The 21480-nt window shown below is 39.2% G+C and carries 15 protein-coding genes; 2 read left to right on the top strand and 13 right to left on the bottom strand.

Annotation, left to right across the window (positions count from 1 at the left end):
- Positions 1 to 35 precede the first annotated feature (35 nt).
- The gene (locus tag AC1RJ8_RS14535) at positions 36 to 1670 is read left to right on the top strand and encodes an ABC transporter substrate-binding protein (RefSeq protein WP_492954449.1); all 1635 of its coding nucleotides are present in this window, start codon (positions 36 to 38) and stop codon (positions 1668 to 1670) included.
- A 52-nt stretch (positions 1671 to 1722) separates the two neighbouring features.
- Here AC1RJ8_RS14535 and AC1RJ8_RS14530 read toward each other — a convergent pair whose 3' ends face one another.
- The 9 genes from AC1RJ8_RS14530 to AC1RJ8_RS14490 all read right to left on the bottom strand — a co-directional run bounded on the left by AC1RJ8_RS14530 (position 1723) and on the right by AC1RJ8_RS14490 (position 12279).
- On the bottom strand, positions 1723 to 4173 hold the full coding sequence (locus AC1RJ8_RS14530) for a TonB-dependent receptor (RefSeq protein WP_492954448.1): 2451 nt from the start codon (positions 4171 to 4173) through the stop codon (positions 1723 to 1725).
- Between the two features lie 198 nt (positions 4174 to 4371).
- Positions 4372 to 5610, bottom strand: coding sequence for a class I SAM-dependent methyltransferase (locus AC1RJ8_RS14525; protein ID WP_492954447.1), 1239 nt, complete (start codon positions 5608 to 5610; stop codon positions 4372 to 4374).
- A gap of 10 nt (positions 5611 to 5620) precedes the next feature.
- Positions 5621 to 6433: a DUF1365 domain-containing protein gene (locus AC1RJ8_RS14520; protein WP_492954446.1), complete on the bottom strand. Its 813-nt coding sequence runs from the start codon at positions 6431 to 6433 to the stop codon at positions 5621 to 5623.
- Between the two features lie 243 nt (positions 6434 to 6676).
- Positions 6677 to 7921, bottom strand: coding sequence for an NAD(P)/FAD-dependent oxidoreductase (locus tag AC1RJ8_RS14515; protein WP_492954445.1), 1245 nt, complete (start codon positions 7919 to 7921; stop codon positions 6677 to 6679).
- Between the two features lie 68 nt (positions 7922 to 7989).
- Positions 7990 to 9018, bottom strand: a complete 1029-nt coding sequence (locus tag AC1RJ8_RS14510; RefSeq protein WP_492954444.1) for an SAM-dependent methyltransferase — start codon at positions 9016 to 9018, stop codon at positions 7990 to 7992.
- A 54-nt stretch (positions 9019 to 9072) separates the two neighbouring features.
- Positions 9073 to 9870 carry a DUF1295 domain-containing protein gene (locus AC1RJ8_RS14505; RefSeq protein WP_492954443.1) on the bottom strand — a complete coding sequence of 266 codons (798 nt, stop codon included), beginning with the start codon at positions 9868 to 9870 and terminating at the stop codon, positions 9073 to 9075.
- A 92-nt stretch (positions 9871 to 9962) separates the two neighbouring features.
- Positions 9963 to 10292: a DUF1475 family protein gene (locus tag AC1RJ8_RS14500; protein WP_492954442.1), complete on the bottom strand. Its 330-nt coding sequence runs from the start codon at positions 10290 to 10292 to the stop codon at positions 9963 to 9965.
- 520 nt (positions 10293 to 10812) lie between these two features.
- Positions 10813 to 11541, bottom strand: coding sequence for an acyl-CoA desaturase (locus tag AC1RJ8_RS14495; RefSeq protein WP_492954441.1), 729 nt, complete (start codon positions 11539 to 11541; stop codon positions 10813 to 10815).
- A gap of 240 nt (positions 11542 to 11781) precedes the next feature.
- The gene (locus tag AC1RJ8_RS14490) at positions 11782 to 12279 is read right to left on the bottom strand and encodes a cupin domain-containing protein (RefSeq protein ID WP_492954440.1); all 498 of its coding nucleotides are present in this window, start codon (positions 12277 to 12279) and stop codon (positions 11782 to 11784) included.
- A 255-nt stretch (positions 12280 to 12534) separates the two neighbouring features.
- Here AC1RJ8_RS14490 and AC1RJ8_RS14485 point away from each other — a divergent pair, with 255 nt between their 5' ends.
- Complete coding sequence (locus tag AC1RJ8_RS14485) at positions 12535 to 13701, top strand: chondroitinase-B domain-containing protein (RefSeq protein WP_492954439.1); 1167 nt, start codon at positions 12535 to 12537, stop codon at positions 13699 to 13701.
- A 251-nt stretch (positions 13702 to 13952) separates the two neighbouring features.
- On the opposite strand, the gene AC1RJ8_RS14480 is transcribed toward AC1RJ8_RS14485, so the two are convergent.
- The 4 genes from AC1RJ8_RS14480 to AC1RJ8_RS14465 form a co-directional block, all read right to left on the bottom strand.
- Complete coding sequence (locus AC1RJ8_RS14480; RefSeq protein WP_493008052.1) at positions 13953 to 14828, bottom strand: polysaccharide lyase; 876 nt, start codon at positions 14826 to 14828, stop codon at positions 13953 to 13955.
- A gap of 253 nt (positions 14829 to 15081) precedes the next feature.
- Positions 15082 to 16113, bottom strand: coding sequence for a LacI family DNA-binding transcriptional regulator (locus AC1RJ8_RS14475; RefSeq protein ID WP_492954437.1), 1032 nt, complete (start codon positions 16111 to 16113; stop codon positions 15082 to 15084).
- 103 nt (positions 16114 to 16216) lie between these two features.
- The gene (locus AC1RJ8_RS14470; protein WP_492954436.1) at positions 16217 to 18097 is read right to left on the bottom strand and encodes a RagB/SusD family nutrient uptake outer membrane protein; all 1881 of its coding nucleotides are present in this window, start codon (positions 18095 to 18097) and stop codon (positions 16217 to 16219) included.
- 12 nt (positions 18098 to 18109) lie between these two features.
- A complete protein-coding gene (locus tag AC1RJ8_RS14465) occupies positions 18110 to 21253 on the bottom strand; it encodes a SusC/RagA family TonB-linked outer membrane protein (protein WP_492954435.1) in 3144 nt (1047 codons plus the stop codon).
- Positions 21254 to 21480 lie beyond the last annotated feature (227 nt).

The raw sequence follows: 21480 nt of genomic DNA, 5'->3' as shown, positions 1-21480 counted from the left end.
TTATTAATTTGTGCAAAAATAACATTCCTAACCGCATGCGAGGCTCATTTAATTATATATTTTGGTTTTTTTGTGTAAGCTTATTCTTTTCATGTAAGGAAAATGCTGATCATCAGGACAAAAAAGTCTTTAATATTAATCTCGATCAGGGTTTAACCTCTATTGATCCGGCCTTTGCGCGCAACCAGAACGCGATCTGGATGACCAACCAGATTTTCAATGGTTTGGTACAGATCGACTCATCCTTGCAAACACAGCCCTGTATAGCCAAAAGCTGGCAGGTTTCGGAAGATGCGTTAACTTACACTTTTAGCCTGCGTAACGATGTTTACTTTCATGATGATCCTATTTTTAAAAATGGCAAAGGGCGCAAAGTAACTGCAAGTGATTTTGTATATAGTTTTTATCGTTTAATCGATCCAAAAGTAGCCTCATCAGGCGGATGGATTTTTAGTGATAAAGTGCAGGATAAGCATAATTTTATCGCATTAAATGATTCTACTTTCCAGATTAAGCTGGTGCGTCCTTTCCCACCGTTTATGAGTTTACTCACTACACAATACTGCTCTGTTGTACCTAAAGAAGTTGTAGAACATTATGGTAAAGATTTTAGAAGTCATCCTGTTGGCACTGGCCCTTTTAAATTTAAATACTGGAAAGAAGGTGAAATATTAGTGCTTTTAAAAAATGAGCATTATTTTGAAAAAGATGCCAAAGGGATAGCACTACCCTATCTTGATGCCGTTAAAGCCAGCTTCATCACCGATAAACAGAGTGGTTTCATGAGTTTCCTGAAAAAGGATCTGGATTTCTACTATAATGTAGACGGCAGTTACCGCGACGATATCCTGACCAAAAGCGGGAAGATGACCTCAAAGTATAAAGGAAAATTTACATTAACCAAAAGCCCGTACCTGTGTACCGAGTATGTAGGTATATTGGTTGATAGCAGCCTTTCGATTGTGAAGAAATCGCCATTACGCTTAAAAAAAATTAGGCAGGCCATTAATTATGCTATAGACCGTGATCGGTTAATTAAATACTTAAGGAATGGCATTGGCGTAGCCGCAACATCTGGTTTCATTCCTAAAGGCATGCCTGGTTTCGATAGCCTGGCTGTTAGGGGATATGCCTATAACCCAAAATTGGCTGCCAAACTTTTAGAGGAAGCTGGTTTCCCGGAAGGAAAAGGTATGGGAGAAGTAACCTTAAATACAACCACAACTTATAAAGATCTGATCGAATTTATTCAGGGCGAGCTTACTGCCGTAGGTATTAAAGTTAAAATTGATGTAAGCCCAAGTGCTAGCTTAAGAGATTTAATGTCGAAAAACAGCGTAAACTTTTTTCGTGGTTCCTGGCTTGCCGACTATGGCGATGGCGAAAATTTCCTTTCGATGTTTTACTCAAAAAACAAAGTCCCTTATGGACCAAATTATACTGCTTTTTACAATAAAGCATTCGATCAATTGTTCGAGAAAAGCTATTACGAAACCGATAACGAAAAACGTTTTGAGCTGTACCGCAAAATGGATCAGATGGTAATGGATTATGCTCCGGTTGTTCCCCTTTTCTACGACCAATCTGTAGTGATGCTGCAGAATAACATCTCAGGTTATTCCTTTAATCCATTAAGTTTGATGATTTTAAAAAGGATAAAGAAAAACTAAAAAGCCTCCCGATTTTTACCGGGAGGCCTGAACTATATATTTAGATTGGGTTTTATTGTTGAACGCCGCCCATACCACCTTGTTGCTGATCTTGTTTCACATCGTCGTTTTTGATTTTTTTCTTCTCCGTAAATTTAAGCTTACCGAATGAATAACTAAAGTTCACACCGAAAGAACGTAATGGGTAATAAATGTTAGTGCTCTGATAAAGTGTACTTACTTTATTTCCAAGTGTTGTAACAGAATTATTTACGGTTTTAATATGCAGATCGCGGGTAAATGGATTTAAAGTATTGATGCCAATTGAGCCTTTTTTGTTCAGGATATCTTTTTTGAATGATGCCCCGTAGAAAATCATTGCATCTGTTTTACCTTGATACGTTCTTCTTGGCGAGTTTACCACACCAAACAATTCGAAATTATAACCTTTACCAAATCCGTATGCAGACCGGCCAAAGATATTATAGTTTAAAAAGGTACCTGTACTTATTCCTGTTTGCGTATTGCTCACCTCATAGGTATTAACACCAAGATTAGTCATTAAAGTCCATTTTGGTTTTGGATTGTAGGAGGCAAAAACATTCGCTCCATAAGTTTGTGCCACTCCCACATTTATATATGTGGATAATGTTTTCTCAAATCCGTTCTCTTTTAATGGAGTGATAGAACTTTCGATTACCCCACCTGTGCGACGGTAAAATACTGATGCATTGATCACAGATCCTTTAATAAAGGTCGAATAACCAAGCTCAAGGTTATCACTTAGTTCAGGACTTAATGTTGGCTCTCCTTGTCTGATATTAAACTGATCGCTCTCATTACGGAAAGGGTTCAAATAGGCTAAGCTCGGTCTTTGTACCCTACGGTTGTAACTTAATTTCAAAGTTGCATTGCCTTTAAGTGTTTGCGAAATGATCGCGCTTGGAAATAAGTTAAAGTAGTTATTTTTCTGAATGCCCGGATTAATAGTATTGAAATCGATACTGGTATATTCTGACCTTAAGCCACCTTTAAAGTTTAATTTTTTACTCAATTTAAAGCTAATTACCCCATATGCAGAGGCTACATCTTGCTTGTACTCAAAATCCTGGTTTGCATTATTAGAAAATTCACTATTGATGTTTCTGAAAATGCCCTTTGCACCTACCTCCAAAATAGTCGATTTGCTAAACGGATAAGTGTAGTCTGTTTGTATAGTGTATTCCTGATTTTTACCGGTATTGTTATTATTTACAGCAGGAAATGAACTTCCAATAATTTCGTTTTGGAAATCTGTTGTATTTCTTCCCGATGATAATTGACCAGAAATTGTGAATTCTTCTCCTTCTTTTTTAGTGGTATGCTTATAGTCTACATTCCAGTCGAAGTTATTAAAACCCATGTCCATATCACTGATATTTTTAAACGGCACACCATTTAAAACATAATCCGCACTTCCCGGACCACCATTTGAAAAGTTATTGTATTTTATATTAGAGCTTACGTTGTTATAGGCATTAAAATCATAATCAACACCAAAACTACCGTTATAACCTTTACGGCTCCATTTAGAAACCCCGTCTTGCATAATGTTAGTTATCGTTGTTTTGCCAATGGTATCCGTACGCGTACTATTTTCAAATAATACTCTCGAATCCTGAGCATAGGCCAAATTTGTACCCAGACTTGCATTTACACTTAAACGACCCGTTTTCGCAGTTAGGTTAAATGCACCATTGTTCTGACGTGTACCTGCAGATGCATTTACCGTACCGCTTACGCCCTGCGCATTAGATTTTTTAGTAATAATATTGATGATACCCCCTGAACCTTCAGCATCATATTTTGCTGATGGACTGGTAATTACCTCTACACTTTTAATCTGTTCAGCAGGAATCATTTTTAAGGCGTCAGAAACGCTGCTGGCCATCGTTCCAGATGGTTTACCATTAATCAACACACGAACGGCACCACCACGTAACTGAACATTTCCATCAACATCAACAGATAACATCGGCACCTTACGCATTACATCTGTTGCATCGCCGCCGGCATTTGTGCCATCAGCCTCTGCGTTATATACCATCCTATCGATTTTATTTTCGATAACTGCTTTAGTTCCCTGAACCTGAACATCGGCCAAAGTATTTTCGCTCGATGAAATGTAGATTGTACCTATATTATTATCGGGTTTTGATGGTGTGGTAGTAACCAAAACAGATTTTGTTTTGTAGCCCATAAAACCGATCATTAACTTATATGAATCAGGCGATACATTTTGTAAGGTTAATTTTCCTTTTTCGTCAGTTACACCACCGTTTATAGATTTGTTGTCTTTTGCAGTAATCAATGATACGGTAGCATAATCAATCGGTTTTTTTGTTAAAGAATCGAGTATGGTTGCGGTAATACGTCCGGTAACGGTAGATTTTTTTGGTCCTCCACCCAAGCCGCCGCCAGTAAACTGAGCATGTGCGGTAAAAAATAATCCAAGAATGAAGGTAAGTAGTAGAAGTTTTTTCATGTTAAGAGTTAGTCTTTTGTAATTAGTCTACGCAAATTGCATTTTGTTACAATTACAACCTATACTTTTTATCCTAACACTTCTAATTTGTCGGCAAACACTATGCTTTTATCGGTAAAAGGAATCATTGTGAATGGAAAAATGTAAAACGGAAGATGCGAAGGTTACCTTACAGCCACATCCATCTTATATTACACTTTACCTCGAAATATTATTCGGCCTTGAATAAACCATTTGCATTACATTAATATTCCGCATGGCAAAGGCAGCCTCACAATAGTTTAAGTAATAATTCCACTTGCGGATAAAAGTTGCGTCAAAACCTAAGGCTTTAACTTTATCGAGGTTCTTATTAAATTCTGTAAACCATAAATGTAATGTTCTGGCATAATCTAAGCCCAGATCTTTTAAGTCGACAAGCGTTAAATCGCCAGTTTCATTTATCGCTTTATTTATAGCTGCTACCGAAGGCAAAAGCGATCCGGGGAAGATGTGTTTCTGAATCCAGTCTACACCGCTTCTCAATTTATCATACCGGCTATCGGGCGAGGTAATAACCTGGAAAGCAAAAATTCCATCAGGCTTCAAGAGCTCCTGACATTTTTCAAAATAGGTTTCCAGGTACTGGTGACCGACAGCTTCAAGCATTTCGATAGAGACAATTTTATCAAAGGTCCCTTCAATTTTACGGTAATCCTGAATAATGATTGATACCCTGTCAGATAAACCCTCAGCCTTAACCCTTTCTACAGCTAATTTTTGTTGTTCTTTCGAAATGGTAACCGAAGTAACACGACAGCCATAATTTTTGGCTAAAAAAATTGCATTACCGCCCCAGCCACTTCCTATTTCCAAAACGTGATCAGTCGCTTTAATTTTTAATTGTTTAGCTAATCGATCGTACTTGGCATATTGAGACGCTTCTAAGCTCAAATGCTCAGTAGAAAAATAACCGCTGGAATAAGTCATGGTTTTATCCAGAAAAGTAGCGAAGAAATCATTATTGAGATCGTAATGCTCCGAAATATTTTTCTGCGATCCGGCCAGGGTATTAGCCCTACGCACATGGTACATCTTGTTCACCCACTTAAAAAGGTTTAACGCAACAGATTTTACCTTACTACCAGTAACAGAAGGTGCATTTTCAATATTCAGTATTACCCACTTAATTACATTCGTAATATTAGTGGTATCCCACAAACCGGAGGTATAACCTTCTCCAAAGCCGATATCACCATAAAGTACTATTGATTTAAAAAAATCAGGATGATTTACCTGGATATTTGCTTCAATTTTATGTACGCCATTGCCAAAAACCCAAATCTCTCCACCTGGCAGCGAAAGTTCTAATTTACCCAGTGTCATTTTAGAAAGTGCGGTAAGCACTACTTTTTCGAAAAAACCTGTGGATGTTTTGGTAGCAGCAAGCGTATTCATATTCTTTTATCTATTTTATTTGTGGTTTATACGGCTTATATACGTTGCGTTGCAACTCAGGGTTTTCGGCTTTTGGGTGAAAAGGTATTTTTTTTATCCAAAGTTTAAAAGCCTGCCAATGGATCATGCCCATTATCTGCAAAGGAATTAGCGGAATGGAGAAAAAATACTTCAGCATATTGCTGTTGGTTAAGGCTTTTTTCGCTCCCTTTAAGGTACTGATAAAAAACAGGTTACCATTTTTATCCAGGTCATCAATTTTAATATCGAGTGCATCCCCAGGTACATTTAATCTAAAATCGAAGGTATCATCATGATCTATAAATGGGGAAACATAAAAATATTTTTTGGTTATTTTTTTGAAAGTATCGCCCTGTAATTCGTCTTTTCCAAAGAAAAAAAGTTTCATTTCCCGGTAGGTATTACTGATTTCGGCCACGCAACAAACCGGTTTGCCCTGCTGATCGAAACAATAGTAAAAAGAAACCGGATTAAAATTATAGCCTAAAACATTAAGGTTGGTAAGCAGTTTTATTTTCAGCTCCTTACCATCCACCCCATTTTCTTTCAGGTAATTTTCTATATGCTGGCGGGTATTTTTAGTCTGATCGGGATTATCTTTTGGCAATTGAAGATGCTCTGCATCTCTAAAAGAAAAGAGGTTAAATTTATTAAGGCTAAACCAGCGAAGCTTTTTACTCAGCAGGTTCAATTCATCCAGATCGATATAGAACATATACACCCTGTACCAAAAAGAATGTTTTTTCGGCGCTAAGCGATGGTGCATCACTTTTGCTATATATATGCTTGATGTGAATTCCATTGTTATTACAATTTACGAAATTTATAGTTCATGCCTCCATTTTGAGTTCGTCATTTCGAGCGAAGTGCAACGCAGTCGAGAAATCTATATCAATTAGCGCGCTCACTAACTTACCTCATTCCCGCGCAGGCGGGAATCTTAATACAATTTACAAGCCAGACTAAAGCATTACGATTATCTTCGATGAGCAATCGTGGTTCCCAATCAACCCGATAGCTATCGGGTTGGGAATGACGTAACTGCTTATAACTCCATGCACAAATCAACAGCACTTTTATACGCATCTTCGTGGAAACCATACTTAAAATAGCTGCCACAATAATATATCGGTCCCTTTTCATTTAACCTGTGCAATTGCGCTTGTGCCTGCATGGCCGAAACATCAAACAAAGGATGATGGTAATCGATTTCTTTAATAATCTTTTCAGGGTTTAAGGTTCCGGTCGGATTAATGGAAACAAAGTAATTTTGTTTTTCAGAAACACCCTGCAGGTTATTCATCCAATAAATGGTACTCGGCAATAACTTATCGCCCTGTTTTTCTACACGGTAATTCCAGCTGCTCCAGGCTAACCTGGTTTCAGGCATCTGTTCTTCGTCGGTATGCACTACAGCTTTATTCAGCTGGTATTTAAATTTCGAAAGCAGTTCGGTTTCGAGTGTGGTTTTATCTTTTACAATTTCGAAAGTCTGGTCGGCATGAGTGGCCATAATCACCTTATCGAACTCAAATACTTCTCCTTTCTCGTTTTCGACTTCAACTTTACCGTTTGCTAATCGTTTTACCGAAATGATTTTATTGTTGATTTTGATCCTGTCACGGAAAGGTGCAATCAGTTTTTCACGATAAGACTGACTGCCATTTTGCAAAGTATACCACTGGTGTTGCGTATCTAAACCTAAAAAGCCATGATTTTGAAAGAAGCGGATCAAAGTTACAGCTGGAAAGTCCAAAATCTGTTCCATCGGTGCACTCCACACAGCAGCACTCATGGGAATCAGGTATTGCCAAAGCATATCATCACTGTAACCAAACTCCTTAAAAAACTTTTCTATAGAGTAGTCCTGATATTCTGGCTTATCCAAAATCTCTATACTTTGTTTATTGAAACGGTTAATCTGCATGAGCATTTTCAGGTATGAAATGTTGAACAGATTTTTTCGCTGCGCAAAAAGATGGTTTAAGCTCGAGCCGCTATATTCTAGTTTCTTAGGCAAAAACTGAACACTGAAAGACATATCCGTTTTCATTACTGGCGCATCAATTTCGGCAAACATTTCAGTTAGGTTTGGATAGGTCTGATAATTAAAAACCATAAAACCACTATCTAAATAAACAGGTTTACCATCCTCTTCGAGCGTTATGGTATTGGTATGCCCACCAATATAACCGGCTTCTTCGAAAAGCGTAATATCATATTTGTGTTGCAGTTTATGGGCGCAACCCATGCCTGCTATTCCTGAGCCAATGATGGCGAGAGTTTTCATTTTTATTGAATTGAGATGTGAGACCTGAGATTTGAGACAGATAAACCATACGCCTTAAACCGTATACCTTATACCTTTGTAAACAGATAATGGCACACCATCCATTCATTCCCTTTATTGTAATTGAACAGTTCGGCGCACGACATGTAGAATAACCGCCAGTACACCCACCATTTCACCGCCTGACCTTTACCGTAGGTCGTTTCTAAAATAGGCATGATTTCCTTTTTATGTTTGTCCATATTGCTTAACCAGGCTTCGGAGGTTTTACCGTAATTGCTTCCATTTACTACCCAATGTTTATCGATCTTGAGGTCGTCGTTAAAGTAAAAAAACAGGTGATTGGAAGGCATAATGCCTCCGGTAAAAAAGTATTTACTCATCCAGTCGGTTTCGTCTATCACCTCAAACTTGTAAGCCAGGGTTTTGTGGGTAAATATGTGTACGAATAACTTACCGTCTGGCTTCATAAAGGAAGCCACTTTGTTTAACAGGAATTTATAATTACGCATGTGCTCAAACATTTCTACCGAAACTACCCGATCGAATGTATCGGCAATCGTAAACGTATTCATATCGGCAGTTAAAACCGTTAGGTTCTGTATTCCACGCTGTTTTGCCGTTTCATCAATAAAAATTTTCTGTGTAGCAGAATTAGATACCACGGTAAAAGTACTCTTCGGGAACTTTGCCGACATATAAAGCGAAAGCGAACCCCAACCACAGCCCAGTTCCAAAACATTTTGGCCATTCTGTAAGTCGGCCCTTTTGCAGGTTAAGGCCAGCATATCATCCTCCGAGGTATCTATATCTTTAACACCTGGTTTCCAGTAACCACTACTGTATTTTAAGTTTTTGCCAAGGCAATACTGAAAAAATGCAGTGGGTAATTCATAATGCTGTTCATTGGCATCCGCCGTATTTACCGCTATAGGCGATTGTTTCAGCTCGGCAACCAGATCCATAAATTTTTCCTGCTGTAATTCTTCGTTGCCCAGCGTTTCATCATCCAGGCGTTGTTTGCATAATTTTCTGATGCCGATACGCAATGCTGTATCCGGAAGTTTGTCGTTTTCTAAAAGTTTATCGTACCACATTTTAAGGTAGAGGGTTATAAGGTAAAAGGTTTAAGGTTTTTTGAAGACTTCCAACTATTTCTTCTTAAACCACGGAAAAAAAGCGCTCGTTGTTTGTTGATATTTTTGATAAGCTACAGGTTTGCTCCGTAAATTTTGCTCTTCATTATTCGGAATGCCGGTAACCCTGGTTAGTAAATATAAAATAATAGCAGGGCTGATGATGGCCAGGATACCCCAGGGCGAGGCCAGCGCAAAAATGACATAAGCCATCCAGGTTAACCATTCGAAAAAATAGTTTGGATGCCGGCTGTAGTACCATAATCCGGTATCGCAAACTTTACCTTTGTTACTGGGATCTTTTTTAAATGCAGCAAGCTGCCTATCGGCAATCATCTCACCAAAGAATGCAATTACCCAAACCGCAGCGCCAATATATTCTAAACTAGAAATGGCCTGTGAAGGATTGGCCGTAATAATAAAAAACGGAATGGCCAGTATAACATTGGATATTGCCTGAAATTGAAAAAATAAAAAAAAATTCCGGTCCGCTTTGTCTCCCCATTCTTTGCGAAGTTGCGCATACCGGCCTTCTTCTTCATCTAAATGACCTATAACGCGCTGCCAAAGGTGGATGCCCAACCTGAGCTCGGCGATTAAAAACATACCACAGATTAAAATTTTGCGGGGATCAAATCCGTCCGACAGAAAAAAAGTAATCAGCGTAATTACCGGAAAATTCAATGCCCAAAAAACATCAACTACTCCGGCATTTTTGATTTTTTTTGCCCAGAGCCAAACCAGGGCCATAATTAAACAACAGGCAACAAGAGAGATGAGGACAATAAAAAGTAGATGTTTGGTTTGTGGCATAAGGTTTAAGGTAAAAGGTTTAAGGCCAAAAAGCCCAACTAGCAAGCTTATTAAACTTCAAAGCAAAAGCCCCACACCCTCAATTCTACATACTATGCCTTAAGCAGTAATTCTTTAACACCTTCGCTATCTTTTAGTTTGAATAAATGCACTAAAACATAGGCTAAGGTTGCTATGCTACCTAAACATACGAACAAAATGGCCATAGAGATTTTAAGAATAATGCTTTTTTCTTTATAAAACATCCAAAGGGTGATAATGAAGATGTTAGCATAAAAATCCCACAATGTGGCGCGCATCCAGGGGATGCTGCCTAGAAAGTCCCATTGATCAAACAGGTTACTTTCCAGCGAGGTAGCGATTACCTTATAACACATAAAAACCAGCAAGGCCGAAAAAACAATTTTGAGGAAGTTGATCATCAGAATGGAAATTTATTTAAAACAGATTGCCCTATATACGGTAAGATAAGCAAAAAGGATTTTATTGTAAAAACCCCGGGATATTCTCCGTGATTTCCGTGCATCCGTGGCTAAAAGTAAATGTGTGGTTTTTGAAAAGCAGGTTGCTGCTCGTTTCGGCTACGACAGTCCTGCCATTCACTACAATCTTTTTGAGGTATTTACGTGCTGGCACCAGGTATTTGCCTCTTATGAAACAACTGCTTCATGCCTCAGCATAGCAGGGGTAAAACTGTGCAAGAAACAGCATTGAAGGAGGGAATCATCAAATGAAACTTATGCTATTTCCTTCAGCAGCGTCAGAATGAATAGTTGTATGGTTAATTCAGTGCTTCTGTGGCGAAAAAAGCTAAGGCTTATTAGTGAACCAAATAGGGCAAAAAAATGGTCTGTGAAGACACAGACCTTATAGTTACGTAACAACCCTTCGCCTATGCTCAGGGTGGCAAATTAATTAGTGAAATATGTTTTCAACCTCTTCTTAAACCTTTCTAATTTTTATAATACGCATCCAGTGCAATACCTTCATTACCGGATAGGTTGGATCAAATTCCCACCATTTGGTAGCAAAGTTAGGACTGTTTGGTTTCTTATGGTGGTTGTTCTGAAAAAGTTCGCCCATTAATAAGAAATCCCAAGGTAATGAGTTTTTGCTATGATCGTCATTATCATGGTTAGAATAGCCATATTTATGACCACACCAGTTTACAATTGCCCCATGTAGAGGACCCATCAAAAAATGGATCGGCAACAATAAATACAGCCACCAGTGGTTGGCAAACGCAACATAAAAGCCGATATAAAACAGCCCACATGCAATTCTCCAGGCCCATGAATTTCCAATTTTATCAACAATCGGCCATTCGGGATAATTTCCCTGGAAAGCTGGCTCTGGCTGTATTTTAAATTGAAGATAATTCATATACATATTTTTTGTTGCAATCATCATCCCGAAAACATCCTTAAAAAAATGTGGAGAGTGCGGATCTTTTTCAGTGTCGCTGTAAGCATGGTGCATCCGGTGCAAGATGGCATAAGCCCTGGGGTTTAGAAATGATGAGCCTTGCGAAATCAGCAATATCAGATAGAAAAACCGTTCCCAAAAAAGCTCCATTTTAAACATCTTGTGCGACGAGTAACGGTGAAGAAAAAAGGTTTGACTAAACAGGGATAAAAACCAATGGCAAAGAAAAAAAATGAAGATAATCATGTATAGGGTGTATGCTTTATAAACGTAGTTTGAGGGCGTTTAGTTTTAATAGCGTAGAAAAACCGCTTTAAATTAAGCGTTTAGATAAAAAGAATAAGTTGTACCATAAATATAGATTGTCATCCTGAGCTTGTCGAAGGACCTGTTTAAATACACTTTAAGGTGTTTCGACAGGCTCAACATGACAGCATTTGAGTTGAAACTGCCTTTATAGTACAACCTCTTCTTTTAAATTATTTATTATCTACCGAAATCGTCTTGAACACGTACGATATCGCTTTCATCTGATGGGTTTGCAGCATCGGTATGTTGCCATATTTCTGCTACAACACCCCAATCGTCTAAACCGATTAAACGGTGACGTTCACCTTGTTGTAATTTGATCTGATCTTTTGGAGCGTATTTTTTCACTTCACCTTCTTCATCAGTCTGGCTGGTCTTAATGCCAACGGTACCTGTTACCACTTGCCAAATTTCGGCTCTGCGGTGGTGATATTGCCACGAAAGGCGTGTATTCGGTGCAACGATTAAAATTTTCGGGCTTAATTTACCGCCAATTTTAAGGTCTTCAACATTTAGTCCATCAAAATAAGTATCGGCAAATTGTTGCGCCTGCGCTTCGTCTATTACAAAGAAACCACCCCATGGACGTGTTTCATCGCGGTTTACTACATTAAAACCTTCAATTTTTAAACGTTGTGCTACGCTTTCAAATATTTCTTTTTTGTCGTTTGTCATTGATAAAATATTAGTTTTCTAATGATTGTTGAGGTTCACAGGCCTTAATTTATCTCCTGTGTGGTTCTATAATTTGCCGCAAAAATAAGCCTAATAAATTAAAAAAGCCGCTTCAGGCTTTTTATTTTTTTAAACTCAATTTACGAATCGCCTTAAAATACGCCTATACAGTGGTTAAGGCGGTAAAATTATTGATAATAACATTTTAGCAAGTGTTGCTTTAGTATGTTTGATAAATATTAATACCTGTTAAAAATGATCCAAAAATTCGTCACCTGTATCTTCCTCTTTTTTGTTCTCGCCCAGAAAACCTCAGCCAAAGTTTACTATATCAGCAGTGAACAAGAATTTAAGGCAATTGAATCTATTTTGGTTCCCGGCGATGAAATAGCAATCAAAAATGGAAATTATGCCAATTGGGCAATAGCCATCAGCGCAAAAGGCACTTCAGCTAAACCGATTATTATCCATGCAGAAAAACGGGGCTCGGTCACTTTTTCAGGGAATATTACTCAACCTGTTTTTAAAATTTCAGGAGATTATATTTTTGTCAAGGGGATCAATTTCAAAAATGCGGTACTGAGTAAAACGGGAATATTGATTGAGTTAAACACAACTAATAATTGTAAGATATCAGACTGTAATTTTTTCGCAAATCAGGTTAAATCGCAGTTTACCCCTTTAGTTGTTGTATCAGGTAATGGCAGTCATAATGTTGTTGAAAGCTGTAGTTTCGTAGCAAATGTAGATAATCAGGATGTGCAGGTTAAAATCACCAAAGAATCTTATCCGAAATTTACGCTGATCGAAAACAATGTTTTTAGTGATAAAGTGAAAGTGAGCTGGCAAAACGGTAATGGTGGTGAGTGTGTACAAGTAGGTCAAGATCCGGTATTATTGGGCAATCAGCGTCCGGAAAGTACTGTACGCAAAAACAGATTTATCCGTTGCAATGGTGAAAGTGAAGTGATTAGCAATAAAAGCAGTGGTAATAAATACCTGAACAATTATTTCGAAGATAATGATGGGGAATTGGTAATGCGTGGCGGACATGATTGTATAATTGCCGATAATACATTTAAAGGAGGTACAGGTGGCATCAGAATTAATGGAACGGGGCACATGGTGATCAACAATAAAATTGATGGCATCCAAACGGCTATTCGTTTAATGTACGGCATGGCAAAAGGAAAAGATGAAATCGGTTTTTATATTGCGGCCAGCGATTGTATGATAAAAAACAACACCATATCAAATGCTACAACGGGTATATTGCTTGGCGACAGCAAGGATGCAGACTGGACCGGAAAATTCGATACTAAAAGATATCCCTCGCCGGTGATGCAAAGTGTTGCCCCTTTTAACAATACGATTGCAGAGAACAAATTCAAAAATGTAAAAACCGAAGTATTGAAGAAATAATATTTAACATAAAAGAGATTGTATCAAAAGTGATGTCCAAGAATTAAATCAGAATTATTTAGGTGTTGTCGTCATTCTCGCGCATGCGGGAACCACGCAGTGCTCAGCAAAGCTAATCCTAAAGCTTATGAAAACTAATGCGTTAAGATTTCCAATCAAGTTGGGAATGACGATCCATCGAAATACTATTCCACAATTAAATTAGTCAAACTACTTTAGTACAATCTCTTTTTTAAGTCAGTTATAATGTCCTATTGAACCTTATTCACTACAAGATCATCAAAATAAATGTAACTGGTTTGGCTTGAGCCCCATACCGCAACATCTTTTCCACCTCTAAAATTGTGGAATGATAACCTGTTAATCAAACGTTGTGCATCATTGGTCGTCCAACGGATAGATTGATCCAATACGGTAGTTCCGTTGATGATAACCTGTACCCAACCGTTGGTGTTTGATCCGGTGTTGCTTTTTACATATAAATGAACGGTATAAGTATTGCCTTTTACCAGGCTACCTGATGAAGGATAAGATTTACCGAAAGTATCGCCGCAAGGGCCTGCCATATCCCTGTGGTAAACATAAGGCTGAAAAAACACACGGCTACCGGTATTGTACCACATTAAACGTAAACTTCCTCCGTTACCATCGCTGGCAATGTCGCATCCGGTATTGCCTTCACCGATTAAGAATCCGAAGCCAACTTTACCGCCTCTGCTCCAGTCGAACTGACTGTGAAAACGTACTTTAAAGGTAGCTTCGTATGCTGAACCATCTGATATATCAGCACCGGCAATTAAACCATTCGAAACAGAATTGGGTGCGAGGGTAGCCCTGGCCCAATTGCCCGAAATATAGGCCCTACTTTCGTTCCAGCCCGTTAAGTTTGCGCCACCAAAATCGGCACTGGCTTCGCCATAGGTATAGGTGCCATCGGCATGGGTAAAACCGGTGTTGATATTACTTGGAATAGCCTCTGTAGTAGCTTTGGTATTTGATTGTGCTACAACATCAATGTTTTCTGGAATTGATTCTACTACATTGTCTTTCTGACAACCGTAAAGGCTTAGGGAAAATACAAGCACCAGTGATGCAATAAAATGCGTTGAATTCATTTTCTGACTCATGTTAGTTTTAGTTAGATTTAAAATTTGGTTAGTATTATTTTTAAGTGAGGTGTAATCTCCTATCCTTGATAGTTTATTACTGATTTAATTTGGTAGCTGTTTTTTATTCTTTTGGTTAGCTTGATCTGATATTCTAACCTAATCAAAAATGTAATTCAAAACAGACGACAACTACCTTAAAAGCAGCTAAATTGGATTTAATTGATGTTACAACGATTGAAATATTTACACTGAAATATTGCCAGAGCCGATTTTATAATAATGCATAAGATTCATGAACCTTTAAACTGCAGTTTACAATTACTTTTTTATAATCCCTGGCTTCAATATCACCATTAATAAGTTTAACAAGCAACATAACAGCCTGTTCGCCTAAGGCCTCGGGGTTTTCTTCGATAGAGGCAATTGGTGGGGTACTGAGATAGGTAATAATAGGATCGTTACCGAAGCCTATACATTCGAGTTTTTTAGCATAAGGATGTTCAACTGAACGCAAAAATTTAATCGTATCAAATAATAACTTCTCTTTAAATGCCACTAAAGCAGTAGGTCCGTTTTCAGGATCGCTAAATAGGTTTTTAATGGCTACACGGGTATTTTCATCATCAAAATCGGTATAAGCTACATGATTAGCATTAAAAGAAATATTGTTATCCTTAAGTGCATTAATGTATCCGGAGAAGCGATCGTGACTAAAATTGACCATTTTTGGCCCGCCAAGATAAGCTACTCTTTTATGTCCGCGGTTAATCAGGTATTCAGTGGCCATATAGCAGCCCTGATGCGTGTTACCCAATACTTTATGGCAGTTAAGGTTAAAGCTTGGATTACGGGTATAATAAACTACCGGTATTCCTATTTTTTCGAATTGATCGAGATGGGCGAAATCGGAAGTATGTTTGGAGATGGCTACAATTAATCCATCTACTCTCGAGCCTAAAAGCGTAGCCGCAGCAGTTACCTCCATTTCAAAATTATCATGCGATTGACTGATAATAATATTATAACCGTTCATGGTAGCCAACTGTTCCATGCCATAAATACTGCGTGTAAAAAAATGGTCGGAAAGATTGGGCAGTATAATACCGATAATCCTTGATTTACGGTCTCTAAGCCTTAACGCAGAAATATCGGGTGTAAAATTTAACCTGGCGGCGAGCTCCTTTACCCGCAACTTTGTACTTTCTTTAATCCGTGGATAATCTTTTAACGATTTGGAAACGGTAGAAATAGAAAGCTTTAACTCTTTTGCAATTAATTTTAATGTAACAGGTTTATTTTCCATAGGTAAAGGAGGTTAAGCGTTACAATGTGGTGAGCGTTTTAGTAAAGGTTAGGGGTTAGTGTTTAATACATAAACTGCCCCTAACCCACTAAACATTAATGTACTAAGGGATTTTATCCAATGCCGGAACATTGTTTTCGTAACCCGTATAGCCTTTATTTTGATTGATACGGCCCTCTGTATTAAAGCGCTGCGCTGCTGCCGGAACAGGCCAAAGCACATGGTATGGGGAAATCCTGAAGTTGACCCCTAATACTGTTGGTACCTTGTTCCGGTAAAAATCGTTCTTTTCTATAATCCTGTCGTAAAAGAAATTATTATCAGAAAAGGTGGCAAGATTATAGCTTTTTCCATTATAGGCAGGCTTACCTGTTGTTGCAAAGATATAGGCAATACGGGTAAGCTCTGTTTTACGCGGTTCTTCGTAAAAGAGTTCTCTCGCTCTTTCGTCTAATATCGTTCCAATAGTAACTGCTGAGGCATCAGTTAACAGTGCTGCATTGGCCCTAGAACGCACCTGGTTTAAATCGGCCATCGCCAGGGCTAAATTCCCTTTCCAATAATAGGCTTCCGCCCGTAATAGATAGGTTTCGGCCAAACGGAAGATATACCAGTCGGTATTGGTTCCTCTTGGCGGTGTCCAATATTTATCAGCCGCAAGTGCATTGGTAGAATTGATAAAAGTTTTATAATGTGGCCAACCAAAAAAATGGCGGATGGTATCTAAACCTTTATTCAAAAACATGTTGTTTACATTCGCAGGGGTCACATCTACCAGCGGTTTACCATACAGCGCTCTTTCGGCAACGTTACTTCCCGTTTTAATGGCAGGGTTATTATATACCAGGTCAGTCATGTTCATCCACATACCCGGTGCATGGCGGTAATCGGTATTGTCTGTCCAGATATTTTTGGTGCTATATGCGGTACCACGGTAACGCCCAATTCCCCGGCCATACATTAATGTTAAAGGTATTTCTACATTTACCCCATCTACAATGGCCTGGGTGGCACCAGATGGTGTTTTCAAATTGGCGAAATGCCAGGCAGGTACACAGTTACGCATTACTTGTGAGCCCAAATCGGTAGCCCCGGCAAGTGTTTCTCTGTCAATGGTTAAAAAAAGTGCCTCCCGGTTAGCCGCAATAGCTTTATTATCCATCCGGTGCAAATCCCAAACCACATTTTTGCTTGCATCACCGGCAGTACTTCCGAAGCGGGTCCGCATTAAGCTATATGTTCCACTGTTGATTACATTATTAGCTGAGGTAATGGCTGCATCAAAATCGCCCAAAGCCAGATTAACTTTGGTAAGCAGGTGGCTACAGGCGCCCTTGGTTACGTCCCCACGATCTACATTATCCTTTAACCATTTTTCGGCAAATAAAAGATCTTCCTGCATTTTTTTCAATATCACGTCGCGCCTGGTCGAAAAGTAATCTAGTTTGGGAGATGTGATATCTTTTAAATTCAACGGTACATCGCCAAATTGATGTACCAAACGGTAATAATAATAAGCACGGTAAAAATAGGCCGCGCTAAGAATAGCATTTCTTTCGGCCTCATCTTTAAAAGTTACATTATCGATGTAGGTAATCACGGTATTGGCCATACGTACTCCTCTAAAACCTTCTGTCCAGTAAAACCCGATCCTGTTGAAATCAGGATTGTCCAGATTGGCATCGGGCGTTACCCGGGTATCCATATCCTGGGCCTGCGTGGTTTTATCGGTTGTTCCGTCTACAGCTACTTCAGAGAATATGGATTCGGTAACAATGGGCGCCATATCGCCGGTAAATTCTCTTCTCACGTTGGCTCCAATCGCTGCAATAGCTGCTTTCATCGCGGCTACACTGGTTAAAGCGGTTTGAGGCTCCAATTGTGATAATAACTCTGAATCGAGATTTGATTTTTTACATCCATTTGCTGATAGTAGAACGGCCAGGGCCACAAACGGAATTATTTTTTTATATGTGATATTCATCTTTGTCATTTTTTAAAGGGTAACATTCAGTCCGAAAGTGTAAACTCTTGGTGTTGGAACCGGATTTCCATTATTATCTGCAGTTTGCGGGTCCCATTGGTTCCAGTTTGGCGCATATACACCAGCATTACTTACATTGGCATATATTTTTGCACCCTGCACCCTCAGTTTACCCAGAAAATCTTTGGGCAGGCTATAGGCAAGCGCAATGGTATTTAACCGGATAAACGAGCTTTTACGATACGAATTAAAACTTACACCACTTAAACCCGAATTTAGGCGGGCATAATCATTAATGGGGTTACCGGGAGTCCAATAAGGTACAGCATATGAGCTCGATCGGCCAAAACCTACACTGCCAGGCTGATTTTTAGTCTGGTTATCCGCCCTAAGCTGCCCCCAGCTAGATATAAGTTGAAAAGAAAAATCGAAATTTTTATAGATGTTAAAATCGTTGCGGAACGACCAATTGAACCTTGGGCTTCTGTAGCCTATAAACTGTTTATCCAGGTCGTTGTACACATAATTTCCGTCTACATCCAGTAATTTAAAGTCGCCCGGCTTAATACCCTTGTTAAACTTATTAGCTTCTGCCACTTCATTTTCCTGCCATACCCCTAAAATTTTATACTCCCAGATTACATCGATATCTTTACCGATAAACCATCCGTTACCCGGATCATCATTAGGTGTGGCCAAGCCAACAATTTTATTGCGGTTAAGTGAAAGGTTTGCAGAAGTGCTCCAGGTGATATTTCCGCCTGTAAAGTTTTTACTGGTGATGCTAAACTCAAATCCTCTGTTATTTACCCGGCCCAAATTGGCAATAACATTTACATAACCCGAAACATTCGGTAAAGTCTGACCAATTAAGAGATCTGATGTTTTCTTGTCATAAAGTTCAATAGATCCGTTGATTCTATTGTTCAAAAATCCAAAATCCAAACCAAGATTTAACGACTTTGTTTTCTCCCACTCCAGGTTTGGATTACCCAAACGCGAGCTGTTTACAACCGTATTCACCTCTCCTGGTGTACCACTGCCGTTAACCGATTGATACTTGCCCCCGGTTAAAGTCTGGATAGCTACATAAGGATCAATCACGTTGTTGGCATCCCTGATTTCTCTGTTTCCATTGATACCGTAAGATAAACGCAGTTTTAAAAAGTCGATCCATTTAACCGGTTTCAAAAAGCTTTCTTCACTTACTGTCCAGGCCACTGCAGCAGCAGGGAAATTAGCACGTTTTTTAGAAGCTCCAAAAGCAGAGTACCCATCTCTACGCACAGAGCCTGTTAAAGCATACCTGCCTTTGTACGAATAATTTACCCTGGCCATCAAAGCATCGCCCGTGTACACCTTATCATCGCTGCTTACGGTTGGTTTGTTACCACTTTGAATGTTATGATAACCCAAAACATCTGTAGGCGCAAACCCCTCATTACTGGCAATGGTATACCATGTAGAATATTTTTCGGCATTAACCAAAAGCGTTACATCAATGTTATGATCTGTTGCAATGGTCCTGTTCCATTTTAAGAGATTATCCAGCTGCCAGTTGTATCTGGTTTCCTGCGCCCTTGATGCTGAACCGCCAGGTATGGTTACATTTGGATTTTTAGAAGATTGGTGGTTAAAGGTGCGGTATTGATCTAAACCCGGACTAAAATTAGCTTGATAAGTAATACCAAAAGGCAATTGTACCTTGGCATAAAGGCTACCAAACAAAGTACTCTGTTTTTGCAACCTCGAATTATAAGTTCGGTCAAGAAAAGGATTACGGGCATTAAGGCCGTTATCATCGGTAGGGATTCTCCTCAAAGAGCCATCTGCATTGTAAAAATCGCCGTAAGGAGATAAATCCGGCAGTTGCGAAAACTGTGCTTCAATAGCGCCCTCATCACGGTCGGCAAATTGTAGGTTCATACCCAGGGTTAAAAACTTAGCCGCTTTACCTTCCAGGTTTAACCGGGTACGGAAAGTGCTGAAGCCACCACCAGCAATAATACTTTCGTTTTTAAGATAACCAAGCGACATGTAATAAGAAACTTCTTCTTTTTTCCCACTGAGGCTTAAGGTATGATCCTGGCGTTGGCCCGTTACAAAAAGCATATCGTACCAATCGGTTGTTTTTCCGGCAAGGTAGTTGGCCTTCTCGTTGGCCAAAAGACCAAGACGGCTTAACCAAAGATCAGTTGGATTGGTGGTGGTTTGTCCATTTAACCATTGGGTAAGTGTTACGCCCTCTGGCAGGTTATTGGGGTCATTGTAGATATACGGTGGGTTTACCCCGCCACTACGCTGTACATCAGCACGCCAGTTTAAAAAACCCGGACCATCATACACAGGTTGATCCTCGGCCAGGGTAGCCATCCCGAAGTTTGTATTTACGGTAATGGTTGGCGCGCCGCTTTTTCCTTTTTTAGTGGTAATGGCTACAACCCCCGTTGCTGCTTTAGCACCATAAACCGCAAGCGAACTTGCATCCTTAAGTACATCAACCGATTCGATATCGTTGGGGTTAATATCAGACAGCTGGCCGATAAAAATAACACCATCTAACACAATCAGGGGCGTTGTAGTACCCGTAAGCGTTGTCTTACCACGCACAAGCAGATCTCCTCCACCTTTAGCGCTGTTATTAAAACCAACACTTAAGCCCGGGATATTACCACGAAGAATATCGGTAACACTATTTGGATTTTCATTTTCCAGCTGCGTGGCTTTAATACTCGAAACGGCACCGGTAACATCTTTTTTCTGTGCAGTACCATATCCGATCACCACTACATCGTTAAGGCCTTGCACACCATCGTCCATCGTAATATTAATAGTGCTTCTACCGTTTATGGTAACTTCTTGTGTAGTAAAGCCAATAAATGTGAATACCAGGGTTTGATTGCCATCAGGAACCTTTATGCTATACTTACCCGAAGCATCGGTTAAGGTGCCAACTGATGTATTTTTTAGCCTTACACTTACCCCTGGAAGCGTTATGCCTTTGTTATCTTTAATAGTACCCACAATAACAGTTTGGGCAAAAGCACTGATACTGCCCAGCAGCACCAGAAGCAAAAACGCAACTTTTTTTGCCTTACCTGCACAGATGCGCCTGAGGTATAGCAATACTACTTTTTGGTTGTAAATTTTACTCATAATTATAGTTTAGTTAATGATTATCTGTTAAATGATCTTTGTCGAAGTCAGAACCGCCAAATGCTTAGCTGTAAAAAGTTCAGAACTTAGTTAGATGGCAAAACGGCTGCTGAAATAGAATGGAATATTAGCCTGAAAAAAAATGAATAGTCCCAGCGAATGTTGGCCTTGGTTGATTCTTAAACATGGATAATTTGGTTAGACTTATTTATCTAATATAAAAATCT

The organism is Pedobacter sp. GW822-FHT03F06 (assembly GCF_058801365.1).
This window is presented reverse-complemented; position numbering and strand designations above follow the sequence as displayed.